Annotated in this window: 1 protein-coding gene (cut by a window edge); it reads left to right on the forward strand. The window is 72.9% G+C overall.

Annotated elements, in window-relative coordinates:
- Positions 1-19,419, forward strand: part of the annotated coding region (locus ACFPL3_RS09865; RefSeq protein ID WP_379588770.1) for a LysM peptidoglycan-binding domain-containing protein (this coding region is incomplete at its 3' end). 8,446 nt of the annotated region lie beyond the right edge of the window; 19,419 of its 27,865 annotated nt are in view.

Genomic DNA, 19,419 nt, shown 5'->3' on the forward strand with positions numbered 1-19,419 from the left:
ATGCGCAGGTACGCCGCCCACGAAGGGGAGGTCCTCGACCTCTCCTCGTGCGCCCGTGCCTCGGTGCGGCTGCGGCTGTCGGCGGTGGATCGGATGCTGCTGGTGCTGCGGTGGACGCTCGCGGTCGCCGGCGCCGTCGTGGTGCTCTGGGTGGGGGCGGCATTCCTCGCCACGCCCGCGGCGGCAGCAGCCACCCCGGCAGCGGCAGTGACGGCAGGGGTGCTGAGGGGAGGCGTCAGCACCTCGACCGAGAACTCGTCGAGCGGCGGGGGCGAGAAGGAGTCGGGCAAGGGCGAGAAGAAGTCCAAGGGCGGCAAGAAGTCGAAGAGCGAGAAGAAGTCGAAGAGCGAGAAGAAGTCCAAGGGCGAGAAGAAGTCCAAGGACGAGAAGAAGTCCAAGGACGAGAAGAAGTCCAAGGACGAGAAGAAGTCCAAGGGTAAGGAGAAGAAGGGCAAGGGCGAGAAGAAGTCCGCCAAGAAGAAGCCCACCAAGGACACCAAGGACATCAAGCGCGACAAGGAAAAGAAGCCCGGCAAGGACGCCAAGGATTTCAAGGGCGGCGAGAAGAAGCCGGCCAAGGCGGAGAAGAAGCCCGCCAAGGCGGAGAAGAAGCCCGCCAAGGCGGAGAAGAAGCCCGCCAAGGGTGAACAGAAGCCGGCCAAGGCCGAGAAGAAGCCCGCCAAGTCCGAGAAGAAGTCCGCGAAGAAGAAGGACGAGGACGGCGGCGTCGCGGAGGAGACCGAGGAGCTGCTCAAGCAGCGGATCGCCTTCGAGAAGAGCAAGGACCGCCTGGAGAAGGCGAAGCGCGACCGAGCCGCCGGCAAGATCACGAAGGCGCAGTACCGCAAGCACGTCGTCACGCACCGCACGGCCAAGCAGGAGCTGGCCGATCAGCGGGCGGACGTCGACGTGGAGCAGCGTCGCCTGGTGAACCAGGTGGTCTCCGGCCACGAGCGGCTGGACGGGCTCGAGACCCGGCTCGCCAAGGAGAAGCGCAAGGTCGCCGCGGGCACGCTCTCGAAGGCGACGTACCGCAAGCACACGGCTGCCTACGAGAAGGTGCGCACGCGGGTCTACACCGCCACCGACGAGCTCATGGAGGTCACCGACCGCGACACGAACGTCGACCCGGGCGACGAGCTGGACGGCCGCGGCGCGGCGGGCGGCTGCGGCGCCGACGGGGCGTTCGTCGAGTGCAGTTCGGTCAGCGAGTCGGCGAGCGGCAAGCGCACGACCGATCGGTGCGTGGCCGTGTCCGGGCTCTCCGGCGGCTGTGGCGTCAGCACGAAATCGGGTCACGAGAAGGCGTCGGCCTCCTGCACCCTGACCGGTTCCGGCCGCGGCTGTGCGAGCAAGGCGACCGGCCGCGGTGCCGACGGCACGAAGACCGTGGGGGCTGCCCGCTGCGAGGGCGGGATCGCCGGGTGCGCCCAGTTCAGCATCGCCACGCCGGACGGCGGCGACGCGACGTGCCGGACCGCCGGCGGGAAGTGCACCACCCGCTCGGCCGGCCCGTACCGCGGCGACGCGCCCGACGAGCGCACCCGCACGGTCGCGAGCTGCACCGGCGCCTGCGAGGTCGACTCGTCCGCCGACCGCGACGGCGCCGAGTCCGGCTGCGCCACGGAGGCCGGGCGCTGCTACAGCCGCAGCACCGACCTCGACAAGGACTCCTTCGGCCTCGGCAACGGGCCGGGTGGCGCGGGTGAGAAGGGCGGCTCCGCCCGGGCGGTCTGCAACGCGGCCGACGGCTGTGGCGCGGCCAGCGAGGTGGCGGCCGGTGCCGACGGCCAGGCCGTCGAGGCGGCTGCCGACATCGACTGCGGCGGGGTCGACTGCGCGGGGCGCGCGGCCACGCTGACCGACGCCGGCCGCAAGGTGTGGGTGAGCCCGCAGGCCCTGGAGCGGTGGGCCGCGGCGACGTCCGCCGGCGCGAAGCTCGGCTCGCCGGGTTCCGCCGCCGAGGCGGGTGCGCTCTGCAAGGTGTCGGCCAGCGGCTGCCGGGCCGCGAGCACGTCGGACAGCAACGGCGCCGACGCGGGCGGCCACGCCGAGGTCGCCTTCGACTGCGACCAGGCCGCGTGCAAGGGCCTCGGCGTCACCCGGTCCAACGGTTCGGTGCACGGCGTCGACCAGGACGCGAAGCGCACGGCGGGCGACCGCACCACGTGCACGGTCGCCGATGGCGGCTGCGAGGTGGGCTCCGGCACCGAGGTCCAGCGCACGCTGCAGCAGCGCGCCACGGGGGCGGTGCCGGCGGTGCGGATGTCGGCCGCCAGCACGTCGGACGCGCGCCTCGACTGCGAGCAGGAGTCGTGCGTCGGGTCGGCGCAGAGCACCACCCGGGGCGCCGCGTCGGGCGACGTGCGCGGGGTGCGCGGCAGCACCGGGAAGTCGTCCTGCGACGCGGCGGGTGCGGGAGCGGAGTGCGAGACCACTGCGCGCACCGTCGTGGAGCACCGCGACGCCGCCGCGGCGCGGAAGGCCGGCCTGGCCGCGGTGTCCGGACCGGTGAGCGTGTCGGACTCCGGGGTCACGGTCGACTGCGACGGTGGCGACAGCAGCTGCCGGGTGGCCGGCTACGCGGGCACGTCGGCCCGCGACACCGGGGTCACTCCGCACAGCCGGGGCACGTCGGCCGACCTCGAGTGCCGGGTCTCCGGCGGCGACTGCGGTGGGAAGGCGACCTCGGCGTCGTCGAGCGCCGCCGACCACATCGTGATCGACCCGCGCACGGGCAAGCCGCTGGCGAAGCAGCCGCGCACCGGACCGTCCTCGACGTCCTCGTCGGAGGCCTACCTGCGGTGCGACGCCGGCACCCGGTGCTCGGGCTCGGTGCGCACCGGCAGCAGCGCGTGGGACGGCGCGGTGAACGGCGGCACGCCGCGCACGTCGAAGAGCGACCGGGCCTCGTGCACAGCGGTGTCCGGTGGTTGCGAGGCGCGCTCGGTGTCCACCGCGTCGTCCGGGCCCGGGGCCACGCTGGCGCTCGTCGCCGAGCCGGGTGAGATCAACACCAAGCGGCTCCGGCCGGGCCCGTCGGCGGCGTCCGCGTCCGGCGCGGTGATGTCCTGCGACGGCGGGCCCACGTGCACCGGCACGGTGCGCAGCGGGGCGTCGGCGATCGACTCCGCGGTCTCGCTGAAGCCCCGGGGATCCGCGTCCACCGGCACCTGCGAGGGCGTGCGGGGCGGGCGGTGCGTGGCCGTCACGAACTCGGGTTCGTCCACCGGGTCCGACGCCAACGCGATCGCAGCGCTGATGACGCAGCGCTCCACCGGGAACGCCACGATCACCGAGACCAGCACCGGCGACGAGGCCCCGGCGGAGCAGGGCGGCGCGCAGCAGCCCGCGGTGCCGCCTGCCCCGTCGGCGCCGGGCTCGTCGGCCAACTCGGGTGGTCCGACCGTGCCGGGGGCGTCGAGCTGGACGATGGCCGACGGCGTCGTGGACTGCACGGGCGCCTCCCGCTGCTCGGGCGAGGTCACGACCACGGCGTGGGCCACCGACGGCCCCACCTCGGGCCGTGACGGGCACGGTGCGCGCGGACCACCGGCCCGCGTCACCGACACCCAGGGGTGCAGCAGCGGTCGCAGCGACTGCGTTGCACAGGCGGGCTCCGTCGCCGGGTCGGGCCAGGTGGTGGCCGACATGATCGCGGAGCAACGGGACGAGACAGCGCAACGACTGGCCGAGCAGGCCACACAGGCAGGGAAGGCCGCCCGGGAGGCGGCACGGGTCGCGGCCCAGGAGGGCGCGACCGCGAAGCAGAAGAAGGCGGCGAAGAGGGCGCAGGCCGCTGCACGCGAGCTCCGCAAGGTGGCGCGCGAGGCGGCCGCGGAGGCGGCGAAGCCGGTCCGCCTGGCCGACATCGTCACCGAGCAGCTGGAGGCCGCGGCCGCGCAGGCGGCGGCGGACGCGAAGGCGGCGCGCAAGGCGGCCGCGAAGAAGGCGCGGATCGCGCACCGCAAGGGCGCGACCGCGACGCAGAAGAAGGCGGCGAAGAAGGCGTGGGCCGCTGCCCGCAGCGCCCGAGTGGCGGCGCGCGAGGCGGCCGCGCCGGCCGCCACCCCGGTGCGGGGCGCCAGCGCCGCGATGGCCGAGGCCACCGGCACCGCGCAGTGCTCCGGCCCCGGGTGCGTGGCGTGGGGTGACGCCGGCACGTCCGGCGTGGTCGGCGACACCCCGACCGCCGCGCGCTGCCGGGCCGGCGCCGACGGGTGCGCCGTGGCGAGCAACGCCACCGCGATGCGGGCGCAGTACACGAGCGGCGGACAGCGCCGGTCGCTCGGCAGCGGCCAGGCCCGCTCCGAGGTCGACTGCCCCGACGGCGACTGCCGTGGATGGGTGAAGGGCGCCCCGGCCGCCGAGCACGGACCGGAGGCACGCCACCTCCGCAGCAGCGCCCGCGGGTTCGCCCGGTGCGCCGGCACCGAGGGCTGCCGGGTCGGGATCACCGCCGCGACGTACGTGGAGACCGCCGACGACGGCCGGGCCGGCCGCGGGAGCACCGGCACCGCGACCGTGGGGATCGACTGCGCCGAGGGCCGCTGCACCGGCACCCTGCGGGGCTCGTCGCACGCCGCGGCCGGACCGGACGGCCGGCACAGCGACAGCCGCGCCCGCGGGCGGGCGGTGTGCACGGGCGGGACGGACTGCCAGGCGCAGCTCACCGTCACCTCGTCGGTGGAGACCGGCCGCACCGGGAAGACGAAGACGCAGGACGCCCGCCGGTTCGCGACGACGAACGCCTCGGCCACCGCGGTCTGCGGCAACGGGACGAAGCACGGGTGCGCCACCAGCACCTGGTCGAAGACCCGCGCTGTGGGTTCGGCGGACCGCGCGGTGCGCGGCGGGGCGACCTCCCGGTGCGGTGCCTTCGAGGGCTGCGCCTCCGCGACCGGCGGCTACACCGCGAAGGACGCTGCCCAGGTCCACGCGACCTGCCAGGGGAGGTCCTGCCGCACCACGACGACCGGACCCGCGACGGGCGACGGCCCACGGGGCGAGGCGCACGCGACCTGCCGGTCCGGGAAGGCCGGGGGCTGCGCCACCGCCATCCAGCTCGCCCGGACCGACGGGGGCGTGCAGGCCGTGGCGTCGTGCAGCGGCGGGAAGGGGTCGACATGCCGCTACGGGGCCCGCACGAAGGCCACGAGCGCGCACCCGGGTGCCACCGCCGCCGCGTACGGGGCCTGCCGCGGCACCGGCTCGGGGCGGTGCGCCACCACCGCCTCGGCACTCACCACAGCGGACGGCCAGGCCCAGGCCGCGGCCGCCTGCGAGGGCAGCGCGGGCGCCGACTGCCGCTACGACTACGCGGCCTCGAGCAGCGCGAAGAGCGCGACCGGGGGCCACGCGGCGTCGGGGGCGGCACGCTGCGGCGAGCACAGCGGCGCCGGCTCCGGGTGGTGCGGCACGAACGCTTTCGCGCAGACCGACTCGACCAAGGCGGCTGCGGCGGCGTCGTGCGCGGGCAGCCGTGGCGCGACGTGCAGCTACCACGCCACGAGCCGCTCGAGGGCGCCCGGCGCGGTCGCAGACGCGACCGGGTCCGGGCGCCGGACCTCCGGCGGGAAGGGCTTCGTCCAGGTCGGCACCACGGCCCAGAACGTCGGCGGGGTTGCGCAGGCGGGCGCGTCGTGTGAGGGGAACCCGGGGGCGTCGTGCAGCCACCGCTGGGAGGTCACGGCCTCGGACTACGCGTCGCACCCGTCGGGTTCGTGGGCGTCGGCGTACGCGCACGACGAGGGTGGCGGCGCGATGGGGGAGAGCGGCGGATGGGTGTTCGCCGACGCGCAGGCAGGCGATCGCTACGCCAACAGCCAGGTGGCGTGTTCCGACATGGCGAGCTGCGCGCGGAACTACTCGGCGCACGTCGAGTTCACGGCGCGGTGGGAAACCGCGCAGACCTGGGACACGCCGTACCGGAAGTGGAGCCAGTACAAGGAGGGCACGTGTTCGGGCGGCTCCGGGAGCGGCTGCGGCGTCGGCCAGGACGGCACCGATGTCGGCTGCACGGGTGACTGCTCGGGCCTCTCGGTGTCCGCGGCGGCCGCGACGTACGTGAACGTCGGGATCTCCGGCCGGGTGGAGCACGAACGCGCCGTGGCGGCACAGGCGGCCGCGGAACAGGCGGCGGCGAAACAGGCAGTGGCAGAACGGGCGGCGGCGAACGGAAGCGGCGCGGGAGCGAAGTCCGTCGGCGCAATGGGCAAGGAGCACTCAGCCGCCGAGGCGGGCGATTACGACCAGTACGGGCACAGGTTCCTGCGTCCCGGGGAGGAGCGGAAGGCGTCGGGCACCGCGCCGATCCGGCCGTACAAGACGTCGGCCCACATGGCCAACGAGGTGCCGGCGACGCCGGCGACCCGGTACACGGCTGCCGTGCGGGTCCGGGAAGCCGGTGCGGCTTCGGTCACGAAGACCTGTCGCGAGGCCTGCTCGCTCGGTGAACGCGGCGGCCCACGAGCTTCTTACGATCCGGACGCCAAGCGCCGGTACCGGGCCTCCAACCCGGTGGCTCCGGGTTCGACGAAGGTCGACGTCGCCGCCGGTGAGGGGTACGCCTACGTCGGCCGGGACGAGGCGGGCAACGGTCTGGGGAGGTGGAAGGGCCGTGGCTTCGTGTACGACGGCCGCACCGGCCAGAAGGTGACGACGACGATCGTCAGGCCCGACACCACCAACACGATGCGGTTCACCGACCGCCACGGCTCCCCGTTCGTGGCGGCAGACGCGAGCGGCAAGCCGATTCCGCTGCGTACCGGCCTCCCGAAGGGCGTCGGACTGATCGACACCATCGGGAAGGAGATCCAGATCCCCGGCAAGCCCACGGGCACGTTCGGCCGGGACGAGCTCCACGTCCGCGCGCCGTCGATGATGTTCCGCAGCCGTGACGGCCACGGCAACCCCGGGAAGTACGAGTGGGACGGGGCGGGCTGGGGCCGGCTGGCCGAGGGCTACCTGATCACCGGTCAGAAGTCGACCAAGCCCGGCGGTATCAACGAGATGGACGGGGTCATCCCCCGGGGGGCCGACCTGCTCGTCGGTCCGCCCGGGCTCGCGGAAGGCAAGGTCACCGTCGTGACCCCCGGCCGCCACGGCTTGGGCGGCCGGATCTCCATCGACGGCTCGGCCGAGGTCACCGGACCCGGCGGTGTCGCGCTGGACTGCGACAACTGCATCGGCACGCACTACATGCCGTCGAAGAAGGGCGCCGGCGGGATCAACACCTGTGCCGTCCGAGCGCGCGGCAGCTGCACCGGCGAGGACGAGTGGGCGAACGGCGCGTCGGACGTCCAGGAGATCGTGGCGGCCCCCGTCGTGTTCGACAACGACCCGTCCGACGACGTCCCGGTCGCGGAGTTCATCCAGTTCTTGCGCGACGAGGACGGCTCCGGCGGCGGCGCGGTGGTGTTCGTCGACGGGGCAGCCGAGGCGCGAGGCACGGACGCCTCCGGCAACTGGGTGTCGACCTGGGGCAAGGGCGGCCGGAGCGCGCTGCTGTACTCCGAGAAGGACGGCTTCAACACCGGCCAGTCCCGCGTGCCGGGTGAGCGCGGCGGCAGCGCCGGCTCCGCTCCCGCGGACCGCCTCCTGGAGTGGGTCGAGCCCACCGACGAGGTCACCAACGCGCTCGGGGTGACGGCGAGGGTGCCGAGGGACGAGTTCATCGGCCCGCTCGCCGCGGGTGCGGAGCCGCCCTCCGCGACTCGGCCGACGATGCGCGACCGCGGCAGGGCCGTCTTCGAGTACACGCGCGACCGCGCGCACCTGCGCTGGAACCGCGAGGTCGGCCAGCACCAGCTCGACTCGCTGCTGGACGAGGTCGCGAAGACCTGGAAGGGCCGGCCCCTCACGCACGCGGAGCAGAACGAGATCGCCGCGGCGATCTCGGCTGCCGACCCGGTGCTGGCCGAACGGCTGGCCGGCCTCGACGGTGCGGTGAACAGGGTGCTCGCGGTCGGAGCCGCGCAGCCGACGATCGAGGCGAATGAGGCAGACCTCGCCGGTGACCGTCGGCTGTCCGTCGACGTCCGGTGCGCCACCTCGCCTCTCTGCAAGGCAGGTGTGGCCACCCCGCCGACCGACTACGTCGCCGACCCGAAGAACGATGTCATCGACGCGCAGCGGACGTCCCAGCGCCTCGCCGAGACGATCTCGGGTGTGTTCGTCCAAGGCTCGGACGAGCTGGCCGAGAGGAATGGGAGCTACCTGGGGAAGTCGAGGGCCTACGAGGCCGACCGCAAGGCGCTCCAGCACGACGTCGACGTCTACGAGGCGGGCGGTCCCGGGAACGCCGCTGCCCTCGACGCCCGGATCGACGCCATCAACGCGCGCCGGTCGGCCCTCCTGGAGGAAGGGGCGGCGATCGAGGCCGGGTCGGACGACCTCGTGGCTGCGCTGCAGCCGCACCTGAGCCGGTACGCGGAGTCGCAGGACGTTCTGCGCGCCATCGACATGGCAGTGGTTGCCGCTTCGGGAGACCGCGAGATGCTCGCCGACCTCCGAACCGCCGACGCCAACGTCGACGCGGTCAGGGGCCTGGCGGACGCGTTGCCCGAGCCCCGGACCATCGGTGGGAAGACGTCGAAGAATGACATTGCGGCACAGCGGACGATCCGCGACTTCGTCGGGGTGGTGGAGACCGGGTACACCGGCGCGGTCGAGGCACCTCGTTCGCTGTCGCACCCGATGGGCGACATGCGCCTGCCCTCGACGGGAGCGGCGGACCTCGCGCTCGCGATGAGGGCCAACCGCGGCTTCGACCACTTCAAGAAGATCGTCATCGGAAATCCGGCCACCGCCGAGCAGCTCATCGGCAAGACCGACGACGAGATCACCAACCACGCGGCATGGTGGACCTCCGGCAACCCGCAGGGCATGGAGGACGGGCTCGACTTCGCGAGGCAGGATGCTCTCCCCGGCCGCAGCGCCGAGGAGGTCACCCGGTCCCTGATCGGGTGGGACGACGGCACGGCGGCGTACCGGGACCGGTACGACCTGCTCTTCCGGCAGATCAACCACGAGGGCCACTGGCTCACCGAGTCGGTCGGTGCCGGTCTCCCGGCGGGTGAGCGGGACGAACTCACCACCAGGGTCGACGGGAACCAGCCGTGGAACGTCGAGAACTTCTCCCAGTGGCTGATCGACGGCGCGGATCACATGACGGCCGACGCCGTGCAGAGCTTCGACCGGACGTTCGGGGCCGGCTACGACAACGAGGTGCGCAACGGGTTCCGCAACGCCGCGGCGATCGGTGTCGGCGCGCTCGGCATCGTGCACCGCACGGCCGGCCAGGTCGGGGTCGAGGGGAGCAACAGGGTCGAGAGCAGTTGGGAGAACGCCCGCGACGGCAAGTTCGAGGTGGCCGACGCGCTCCAGGGCACCGGCGTCGGCCTGATCCATTCGATGTTCGACCCGGACGTCTATTTCACGCAGGAGCGGCGGCCGTTCGAATCGGACACCGACTACTACCAGCGGGTCGCACCTCTCACCGGGAGCTGGGTCCGCACGCCGATCGCCAACACGATCAACCGGCACCTGGTCGAACAGACCGCTGCTGCGGACTACCAGCGCGATCCACTGCTCACACTGATGGAGGACACCGCCCCGTTGCTGCTGGTCACCGCTCCGCTCACCGGCGCACTGCGGGCGGCCGCACGTGGTGCCGTCGCAGGCCGCGCGACAGCCACGTCCGCTGCGGCGCGGGTTCGCTTCCAGCACGAGGCGACGGTGGCCGACAACCTCGCGAAGGTGACGAGCATCCCGGGCAAGGTGATGGCTGCACCGTTCGCCGCGCTCGGCCTCCCGGCGCGGATCGGCGGGCTCACCACGAAGGTGATCGCAGCCCCGATGGCCAGGAGGATGCAGACGAAGAGCACCGCCGCGCGGGCGAACGGCAAGACCGGGTTGGCGGACGAGTACGCAACGCGGGCGACCGCGTGGGCAGAGCGGGCCGACAGCGGCTGGATGACCGCCCGATACGGGTACGCCGGCAGGTTCGGTGAGAAGGCCGCCTACCGCGAACTGGGTGTTTCACGGGTGGCCACCACGGAGGCGGTCCTCGCCGGGTACCGCGCGCGCAGCGCACGGATCGGAGTGACCGACCCGGCCGCGACCGCCCGTCAAGCACGCTTGCTGCAGAGCCTGACGACGATCGGGGCCCGAAGGGCGAAGGCCGAAGGCGCCTCGTTCCGTGTCATCCGGAGCGAGGACGGCACGTGGACGGTCAACCGGCTGGGTGCTGCCGGCCCGAGGTCGTCGCAGGCGATCGGTGACCTGATCGCGGACAGCGTCAACCTCCGGAACGAGGCCGCTGGGAGGGGGATCGGACCTCGGTTCGTGCAGGACAAGGCCGGCGCCTGGATGGTCGTGCGCGACTCGCGGAAGGCAACGGGGAGCCCCGCCCACCGGACGGCTGACATCGATTCTTCGGTCACGGTCGAGGAGGTAGCGGCGCCCGCGCGGTCGCACGACCCGACGAACCTCGGTGGGCTCCCCGATGACGGACGTCCGAGCGCCGCTGGATCCGGTGCGACCTCGTTGCCCCAGCAGACGCTGCCGCCGGCTCCGAAGGCGCCGTCGAAGTGGTCGAAGGTTCGAGCAGAGGCCGCCGCTACGGTGCGGGAGATCTTCACGAAGGCTCTCACGAGCGGTCTCGTCGTGCTCAACCTGTTCTTCCCCCGCCTGGAATCCTCGACGGGTGCTCCGGCTCCGACGGTGGCCGTCATCTCGGCCGAGGCGGGCGTCGGGGCGCGGATCACCGGTGACGGGCCGACGAACCCGGTTCGCAGCGCTCCCGACAGCGGACCGTCCGCAGCCACCGCGGACGGCCTGGCACTGCCCGGACGCACCGAGGCTCCCTCGCACACCGGTGCCCCGGCTGTCGGCGCTTTCGTCATACCCGTCTTCGCTCCGTCCGCGGGCATCGCCGGCGCGGCGATCACACCCCTCGCAGCCGTTGTGTCACCCGCTGCGGCCGTGCTCGCACATGCGCCGGCCGCAGCCGCAGGAGCTCTGGGTACGGCGCTGGCCGGCGCGCCCGCTCAGCTGCCCACGTGGCGCCCCCGCCTTGGCGACGACGAAGGCGAGCTGGGGATCCACATCCGGATCGCGGGAATCACAATCGGGTTCAACGGCTTCCACGCGACCCGGCTCGTGCTGAGTTCGATCCGTGTCACCAAGGACCACGAGCTCAACATCAAGGGCTCCGCAGTCAAGATCGACCAGAAGACGGTCGTACCTGATGTCTGGGTCGCGGTTCGGCGCCCAGGGGAGCGGATCACGTCGGAAGCGGAGGTTCGGCGTCCCGCTGGAATCACCTGGGACGAGTGGGAGAGCTACACGCCGGCGCAGCGCGCCGATGCCTGGCGCGTGGAGCAGCGCAAGCACGCGGAAGAGGCAGCGCACCTCGAGTCCCGGATCGCGGAGGCCAGGAAGAACCTGAATGACAGGGCGGCGGCCGTCCGGCGCGAGGAACGCGCGACGGCTGGAGTTCAGAGGCAGGCGACGTTGCCCCAACCGAAGGGGAAGCGGGTCAGCAGCATGCGCCAGGTCGCGGAGGCGAACGACCGCCTGGCGGACCTGCGCGCGCAGCGGGACGCCGCCGCCGAGGAGCTCGCCGAGCTGGAGCGTCGTCGCGAGGAATTGCAGGAGCGCGCCCGCCTCGCCCAGGGCTACGTCCGCATGCACCGTGAGATCGCCGAGCGGACGAGGCGTGGACGTTCCCAGGTCGCTTACTTCGAACGGCGCCGCGAGAAGGTCGCCGAGTCGGAGGAAGCACTGACGGCCGCGAAGGCTGCCGTGGATGAGGCCGCCTCGGACCCCGGGTCGACGTACCTCCAGCTCGTGAACGCCGTGATCGCCGCGCAGCCCTGGCTGCCCGTCGAGAAGATCGCCGAGATCATCGGCAGGCCCGTTGCCGAGGTCGCGGATTTCCTCGGGGAGTCGAGGTTGCGCGCCGCGGTGCAGAAGGCGCCGCGGGGGGCTGCCGGGCAGGCGGCGAAGACCAGGTACAGCGTGCTCGCACCCGCGGTGCGGGACGCCGCGAAGACCGGGCTGTCGGCGGAGCGGATCGCTCGGATCGCCGGGTTGACCGTCGCCCAGGTGAAGACGATGGTCGACACCGAGTCCGAGCTGAGCCGGTTGCGCAGGCTCCACGCCTGGTATCTGGGGCAGACGGGCGCGAAGGATGTCAGCACCGACGGGGCGGTCAGCACCGGTGCATCCCCGGACGTCCCGCCGTCCGGCGGCGGAAAGGGTTCAGAAGCCGACCAGCCGGGCCCGGGCGCGGGAGCGCCATGGACCACCGGCGCCATGTCCACCTCCGACTCGTCGGCGAAGCGCGAGGTTCCGAACACCGAGAAGCAGCCGCGGGGACCTCCGCCGGAGTCGTCCGACAGGGAGTTCGGGAGCCCGGCCGGGGAGGGCCGGCTGGACGAGAACGGCGGCGGCACGTCCGCCGACCGCGACGGCCGCAACCACGACGGCGGCACGGCTGCGTTGCTGGGCCTCGGGGTGGCGTTCTCCGGTGCGTTGCCCACGCCGCTGCTGGTGGGCATCGTGGTGGCCGCCGTGGTGTGGATGGTGGTCCCCGGTCTGCGTCACGCGGCGGAGACGGCTGCGCGGGAGATGTGGAGTGCCGTGCACGCGCGCGCTCCGCCCGCACTGCGTACGGCGTGGCGGTTGCTCACGACGACCTCCGCAGCGCGGGTCGCGGTGGTGGTCGGGCTCCTCGCCGCAGCCACCGGGCTCCTGCTCGGCGGGGAATGGGGCGGCGCCGCGGCGATGGCCGTCGGCAGCGGGTTCGGCCTGGGTGGTCGGGACGACGCTGCTCGGTTGGCGGCCGTCGAGGCCGATCTCCGCCGGATCGGGGACCTGCTCGACGACATCGACGAGTCCTACGCCAATGACGAGACGGAGCGTGCGGAGAGGCTGACCGGTTCGGCTCACGAGATCCTGCGGGATGTCCAGGCGCGGCTGGGGAGCCTGCGCGGGTTCGACGAGCCGGTCGGTGACGGGCAGCCGTCGGAGCTGCGAACCCGGTACGACCGCGCGCAGTGGTCGTTCTGGACCTACGCGACGGACGCCGCACTGACGTTCGTTCGTGGAGCGGAGGGCGAGAAGAACAAGGCGGAACTGGTCGTTCGGTTCGTGACCGATTTCGGGCCGGTGGCACTCGATGCGCTGACCCGGCACCTCGCGACCGTCTCGACCCCTCCGCTCGACGGGTCGCTGCTGGTCGACCGCTTCACGGACGTGGTCCACCTGGCAGGCGAGAACCCGGCAGAGCCCGGTCGGCATGCGCCGGTGTGGGAGAGCTCGACCGGCTCGGACCTGCAGGGCCCGGTGATCCTCGATGAGCGGGTCACCAGCGACGTCGGTGTGGACCGGATGAGCGGGGTCAGCATCGTCGGCCGGCGCCCTGATAACCAGGACGCGGCTGGGATCGGCGCCGCCGGCCACGTCGTCGCGGTGGTCGCCGACGGGGTGTCGAGGACGCGCGACGGGCAGCGCTCGGAGAACGCGCACCTGGCGGCCCGGGCGGCGACGGATCACGTCGGTGAGCGGCTGCTGGCGGGCGGCCCGATCTCCACAGCCGATGCGGCGGGCCGGGTCGTCGAGGCGATCGAAGAAGCCCGCCACGTGGTCGAAGGGACGGAGGGCGACCCGGCCACGACGATCATCACCGCGGTGGTCACCCGGAACGGGAACGACACGTGGGTGACCGTGGGCTGGCTCGGTGACAGCCGTGCGTACTGGGTGGATCGCGTCGGAGCGCACCGGCTGACCGACGACCTGCAGTCGGAGCCGGGCCGGCCCTTCACGCTCGGCGGGGCGCAGCAGGCCCCAGGCGTGCGGCACTTCCGCCTCGCCGAGGGCGGGGTCCTGCTGCTGGCCACCGACGGCCTCACCGGGCACCTCAGGCACGCCAACGGCAGGCTGACCGACCGGGACGCGCTGCGCATCCTGCGCGGTGCGGCGGGCGATCCCAGACAGGCCGCCGCCGACCTCACCGTCACCGCGCTCGGCCGGGGCAGCGCCGACAACATCACCACCGTTCTCGTTCCGGTCGGTGCCCTCCGCACCGACCAGGAACCCGCGGACCGGCACCCGGCCGCTGCCCGCGATGAAGACGTCCCGTTCCTCAACTCGTACGGGTCGGCGGAGCAGGTCCTGGGGCCGGCAGGGGCTGCTCGGATCTCCGATCTGGCGCGGACGCTCGGCGTCGGCGAGAACGCCGTCCGGGCGGCCTTCGACGCGTTGGCCGGGCCGCGGATCGCGATCGGGCAGGACCTCGTGGTGCTCGCGCCCGAGAACCAGCGGACGGCGCTGGGCGGTGGCTCGACGGCCGCCGCTGTGCGTGACTGGGACCGGCTGGTGGCCGAGACGACCCCGCTGTACCCCCTGGTGGCGGGGGCCGTGTTCGGAGAGCTGTGGGCCGCCGAAGCGCAGGGGGTCGTCCCGGCCCGGGTGGGTACCGCCGCGGCCCGTGACCTCCTGCGCAGGGGCGGTGAACTGCTGTGGGTGATCCGAACGGACGGTTCGTTGTGGTTGTCGCCGAGGGGTGGGCCCGAACGGTGGATCCACCACACGCGGCCGGCGGACGGGGGACCCGTGCTGGCGGCGGGCGAGATCTACGTGCTCACCGACGGGTCCGGGTTGATCGCCGGCATCAACGTTCGCAGTGGCCACTACATGGGGACGCGGCGCACGCCGGAGGACAGTGACCGGGCACTGGTCCTCGGCCGGGCAGCCTTCGCCCGGCACGGGTTGCACCCCGCGTTCGACCTGCTGTTCCACGGTCAGAAGGGGACCGGGAAGCCTGCGGAGCCGGGTGTGACCGCAGGCGATCGCGACGAGCAGAACCCCGTGGAGCGTGACCCGGGGGCGGCAGCCGGGGCCACGTCCCGGCGGCTGGCGTCGTTGCGGGAGGAGCTCCGCGGCGACCGCGGGGCCGGCACGGACCGGAACGGGGCCGTCGCTGGGCTGCCGGCCGCCGCCGCGGTGATCTGGCTGCAGGACGCGCTCGGCTTCCTCGGCTCGCCGTCCCTGTCCGTCGGGGTGGTCACGGTTCTCAGCGGCGTCGCGCTGGCCGTCGCGGTGCGGATGATCGGCCGGCACTGGAGGCACCGCGCGATCGGACGCCTGCTGGTGAGCGCAGCAGGTTGGGCGGGGCTGTCTCGGATGGGGAGGCTGCTGGATCGGGCGGAGTCGAACCTGGAGCGGCTGGGATCGAGACAGGACCCGTTCACCGCCGCCCTGTGGGCGGAGCTCGATCGGCTGCGGCTGTTGCAGCGGCTGCTGGCGGCCTTGGACGACAACTTGCTGACCGGCCCCTGGGAGCTCGTGGTGGCGCACGCGGCCGAGTTGGCCACCATGCATCGCGACGAGGAGTACCGCCGGCTCTGGGAGCGGCTCGAAGAACGGGTGAGAACCCCGGTCCGGGGCGAGGCCGCCCAGCGGGTCGAGGACGCTCTCGATCGGTCGGGCTGGATTCGTGGCTACCCCGTCGCAGGCGATATCCAGACCAAGCTGGCGTTGGCCCTGCTGCTCATCGCCACGGATCGTGCGGGCTGGGTCGCCGAGCTGCCACGCCATCGCATGACCCCTGACGACCTCATGATGTTGTCAGGTCTGTGGAGCAGGGATGCGCCTGTGCTCGCGCTCCTCGACGGGATGCCCGGTGCCGGTTCGGAGCGCGCCGATCTCCTCGACCAGTGGATCGGCCTGGTTCGCCTGACGACGATCGGCCGCGAGATGAGTCCGGGTGAGGTCGCTCTGGTGAACCCGGATCTGTCCCGGGCGGAGGCCGCGTCCGTGCTGCACACGTTGTCGAGCGTCAGCCAGACCAGCGTGGCCGAGCTCGCAGCGGAGCCCGTCGACGCCGACCGGCTCCGGCAGGCGATCGTGACGATCCATCGTCAGGTGGTTGCCGGGCTGGGTGTGCTGCTCGGGGCAGGGGAGGAAGCACGGCCGGTCAGCGCCCCGACCGGACGGGGCTGGGCGGAGCGGGAGGCCGAGCGTCTCCTGGCCGAGGCCGAGGCGGCGATGTGGGCGGCGCCGCAGGCGATCACCACGAAGGCTCGTGCCCAGCTCGCCGTTGCCGCGGACGTGCTGGCTGTGCTGGACATCAGCACCGGCGTGTGGACACGCGATCCCACACGGGTGGCAGCGCTGCGCAGTGAGCTCGACCGGTTGAGGCTTGCCGAATTCCTGTTCACCATGGTGAAGCACACTTCAATCTCGGACCTCGACTTCTGGCGAACGGTGCTCGCCGTCGGACCCGAGATCAACCGGTTGCAGATCCTGGACCCGCTCATTCCCCGGTTGACGCAGTTGATCAACAGCGCGTTCCAGGCGGGTACAGCCGAGCCGCTCAAGACCGAGCTCGCACGATGGGATGTTCTCCGCTCCTATCCGGAGACGCGCGACCTGAAGGGAGCTCTGGCCCTCGGGCTCTTGATCCTCGTCACAGACGGGGCCGGCTGGCTCGCGGAGCTGCCGGAACGCCGCCTGGCGATCAAGCACCTGAACCTCGTGCTGCACCTGTGGGAGACCTCCCACCGGGAGGACATCCTGGCGCTCCTGGAGCAGCGGCCGGGTTCGAAGGACACCGACCGGAAGCGGTTCTTCGGTGAATGGTTCGGATTGCTCGCGGTCGTCGTCGACATCCATGAAGTGCGCCGCCGCCATCTCGGGAAGGACATGTCGGCGGGCAACGACCTGGCAATGAAGCTCGACGATGCTTCCCGGTCGGTCATCGCGACCCTGGCCGCGGCGTTGCGGGACGCCCCCGACGGTGAACGCCCTGACCTCGTCCGTGCCCATGCCGACGAGCTGCGCCGTGACGTCCAGAACTTCCGAGCGGTCATCATCGGTTTGATCGCCGAGCAGCTCGGTGCCGACCTGGGTGGCCGGACCGTCGTCATCGACCCGGACACGCAGATCGAGCTGTGGAACACGGTGGTGCGCTACAACGACGTGGCGACACCGGCGCTGCAGGCGCAGATCGCGCGCTGGCTGGAGGCCTACGCGCGGTCCGGGCTCGAGGCCGCCGACGCGGCGTTCGACCAGGCGTGGGCGGACACGTTCGGCGCGGACCCGCCGCAGGTCGTGGCCCGGGCCGAGGCGCCCGCCGCCCTCGACGTCGACATCGACGGGAAGCGGTTCCTGATCGGTGTCGAGGACACCGTGCACGGTATCCTGAACGCCCGTCGGCGCTCGACGTCGTGCCTGGACTGCGTCGTCGGTAGCAACCGCGAGTACGTGCAGGGCTACCTGCACCCGCGGCTCGTGATGGTGAGCGCGTGGCGCCACGATCCCGCTGCGCCCGGACGCCGGGGCGAACGGGTCGCCGGACTCGCGGTGTGGCGTGGCGACAACAGCCTGCTCTACGTCAGCGCCATCTACACCAGCCATGCGATCGACTTCGCGCCTGCAGTCCGCGAATACCTGCGGAGCTGGGCGGCGCAGAGCGGCCTGTGGCTGGACACCCCGGCGGAAGCCGGCCGGTTCATCGATCCGCGCGAACTGGCGATCCCCGATGACACCGGTGAGCAGGTCGCGGTCGAATACCGCTTCGATGCGGCCGGTCAGGTCGACGTGCTGTGGCTGGATCTGTTCGGGGAACCCGGCCGGGTACTGCCCCAGACCCGCCACCTGAGGGTGCACCGGGAAATAGGCCCGGGGTACGTGTCGGACCCCGCCCGCTCCTCGGAGTCCGGGTCGTTCTCGCCGGCGACGGCGTTGGTGCTGGGCGCCGGCGCCGCGCTCGGACTCGTGGCGGTCACCGGCGTGCCTGCGTGGGTGGTGGCCGCGGGTGCGGCCGTGTCGGCCGTCGCCGGGATCACCTGGGCCGTCCGGCACCTCAGGGAACACCCCGTCCGGCCGGTGCGTGCGGTGTACGCGCTGCTCGGGGTCGCGATGGGTGCGGTGGCGGCGCTGCACGGACTGGCGGCCGGCATGAGCCCGGTGATCCACACGGTCAGCGACTACGTCGCGACGCCCCTCGGGCAGATCCTGGTGCCGGTCGCGATGCTCGCCATAGGTGCGGCAGCGGCGATGGTCGCGAACCTGGCAGGGAAGTCCGACCTGCCGCGGGCGCGACTGGTCGGGGCGCTACTCGGGTTGATCACGCCGGCCATGGCGTTGATGGCATCGTCGCCGGTCACGCCGGTCGGCACCGAGTTGGCCCACGGGATGCACCTGGCGGCATTCGGTCTCGCGGCGGTGGGGGCGCGTGTCTCGGGGCTCCTGCTGGCCGCGCAGCTCCCCTGGTCCCGCTGGATGCGGGGCGCGGCGTGGTTCGGCGTGGTCGCGACGTCGTGGCTCGTGCTCGCGGCGTTCGTGGTGCCCGCGCCGGAAGAGATCTTCTGGCTGCTGTCGGTGGGCGTCACCGAGCGACTCGTGCTGGGCACGGACGTGCTGGTCCTCGGCTTGGCCGCCCACCACCTCGGCCGGGCAGCGGACGCCGGCGAGCCGGCAACCGGTCGCGACGGCACGCGGCTCGTGTTCGAGGTCGCGCGCGACGAGTACGCGTCCGCGGCCGGCATGATCGGCAACACCCTGGCGCAGTGGCTGGGGCGCTCCACCGTCGCCGCGGAGCGGCGTGTGCGCGACGGCCGGTTCGGCGTGCTCCGGGAGCGGGTGCGGGGCGGCGAGCCGGCGTCCTGGGCGGACCCCCGGACCACGGAGCGGTCGGCGCTGGTGGACGTGGTGCGCTGGCACGTCGTCCTGCGCGCGCTCTACGACCCGAAGCTGCCGGGCCGCGGTTTCGTGCTGACCGACAGTGGGCGGCGGGTGACCCGGGCCGGCGTGGGTGCCGCGCTGGCCGGGTTCGGTGACCCGCGAGCCGTGTCGTTGTCGCGGTCCGATACCGGATTCCCGTCCGCGTGGGGTCTCGCCGGGCGCGTGTACCAGCGCATCGTCGACGGCAGCCTGCCGGACGCGGTGGTGGAGGAGCTGCACCGGGAGGCGATCGCCCAGGCCCGGATCGTCGAGGAGTTCTCGGACCACGAGTGGGCCGAGATGCTGCGGACCGCGTTGCAGGCCCGCACCGACTACCGCGGCACCGGCGTCAACGGGGCCGAGGAGTTGATCGAGCGGGCGGCGGCCCACAAGAACCGCCAGGCGGCGGAGTTCGAGGCTTTCTGGGCGGACCTGCTGGAACAGAGGCGCGAGCGGTCGGAGACCGGCGAGGTCCACGCGGGTGTGGTCGTGGCGCTCGCGGGCGCCGCGACCGCTCTGATCGGCTGGTCGGCCGCACCTGCGGTGGTGGTCGCGGCGGCTGTCGGGCTCGGGCTGCTGGCCGTCGGGTTGCGCCTGCTGCGCCCGCTCGTGCGCGGCTGGTCCGAACGCGGCCCGCCGGCGGCCGCCAGGACGGTCGCGGTCGCCGTCGGGGTGGTGATCGCA

The organism is Pseudonocardia zijingensis, assembly GCF_042657305.1.
Lineage (GTDB): Bacteria > Actinomycetota > Actinomycetes > Mycobacteriales > Pseudonocardiaceae > Pseudonocardia > Pseudonocardia zijingensis.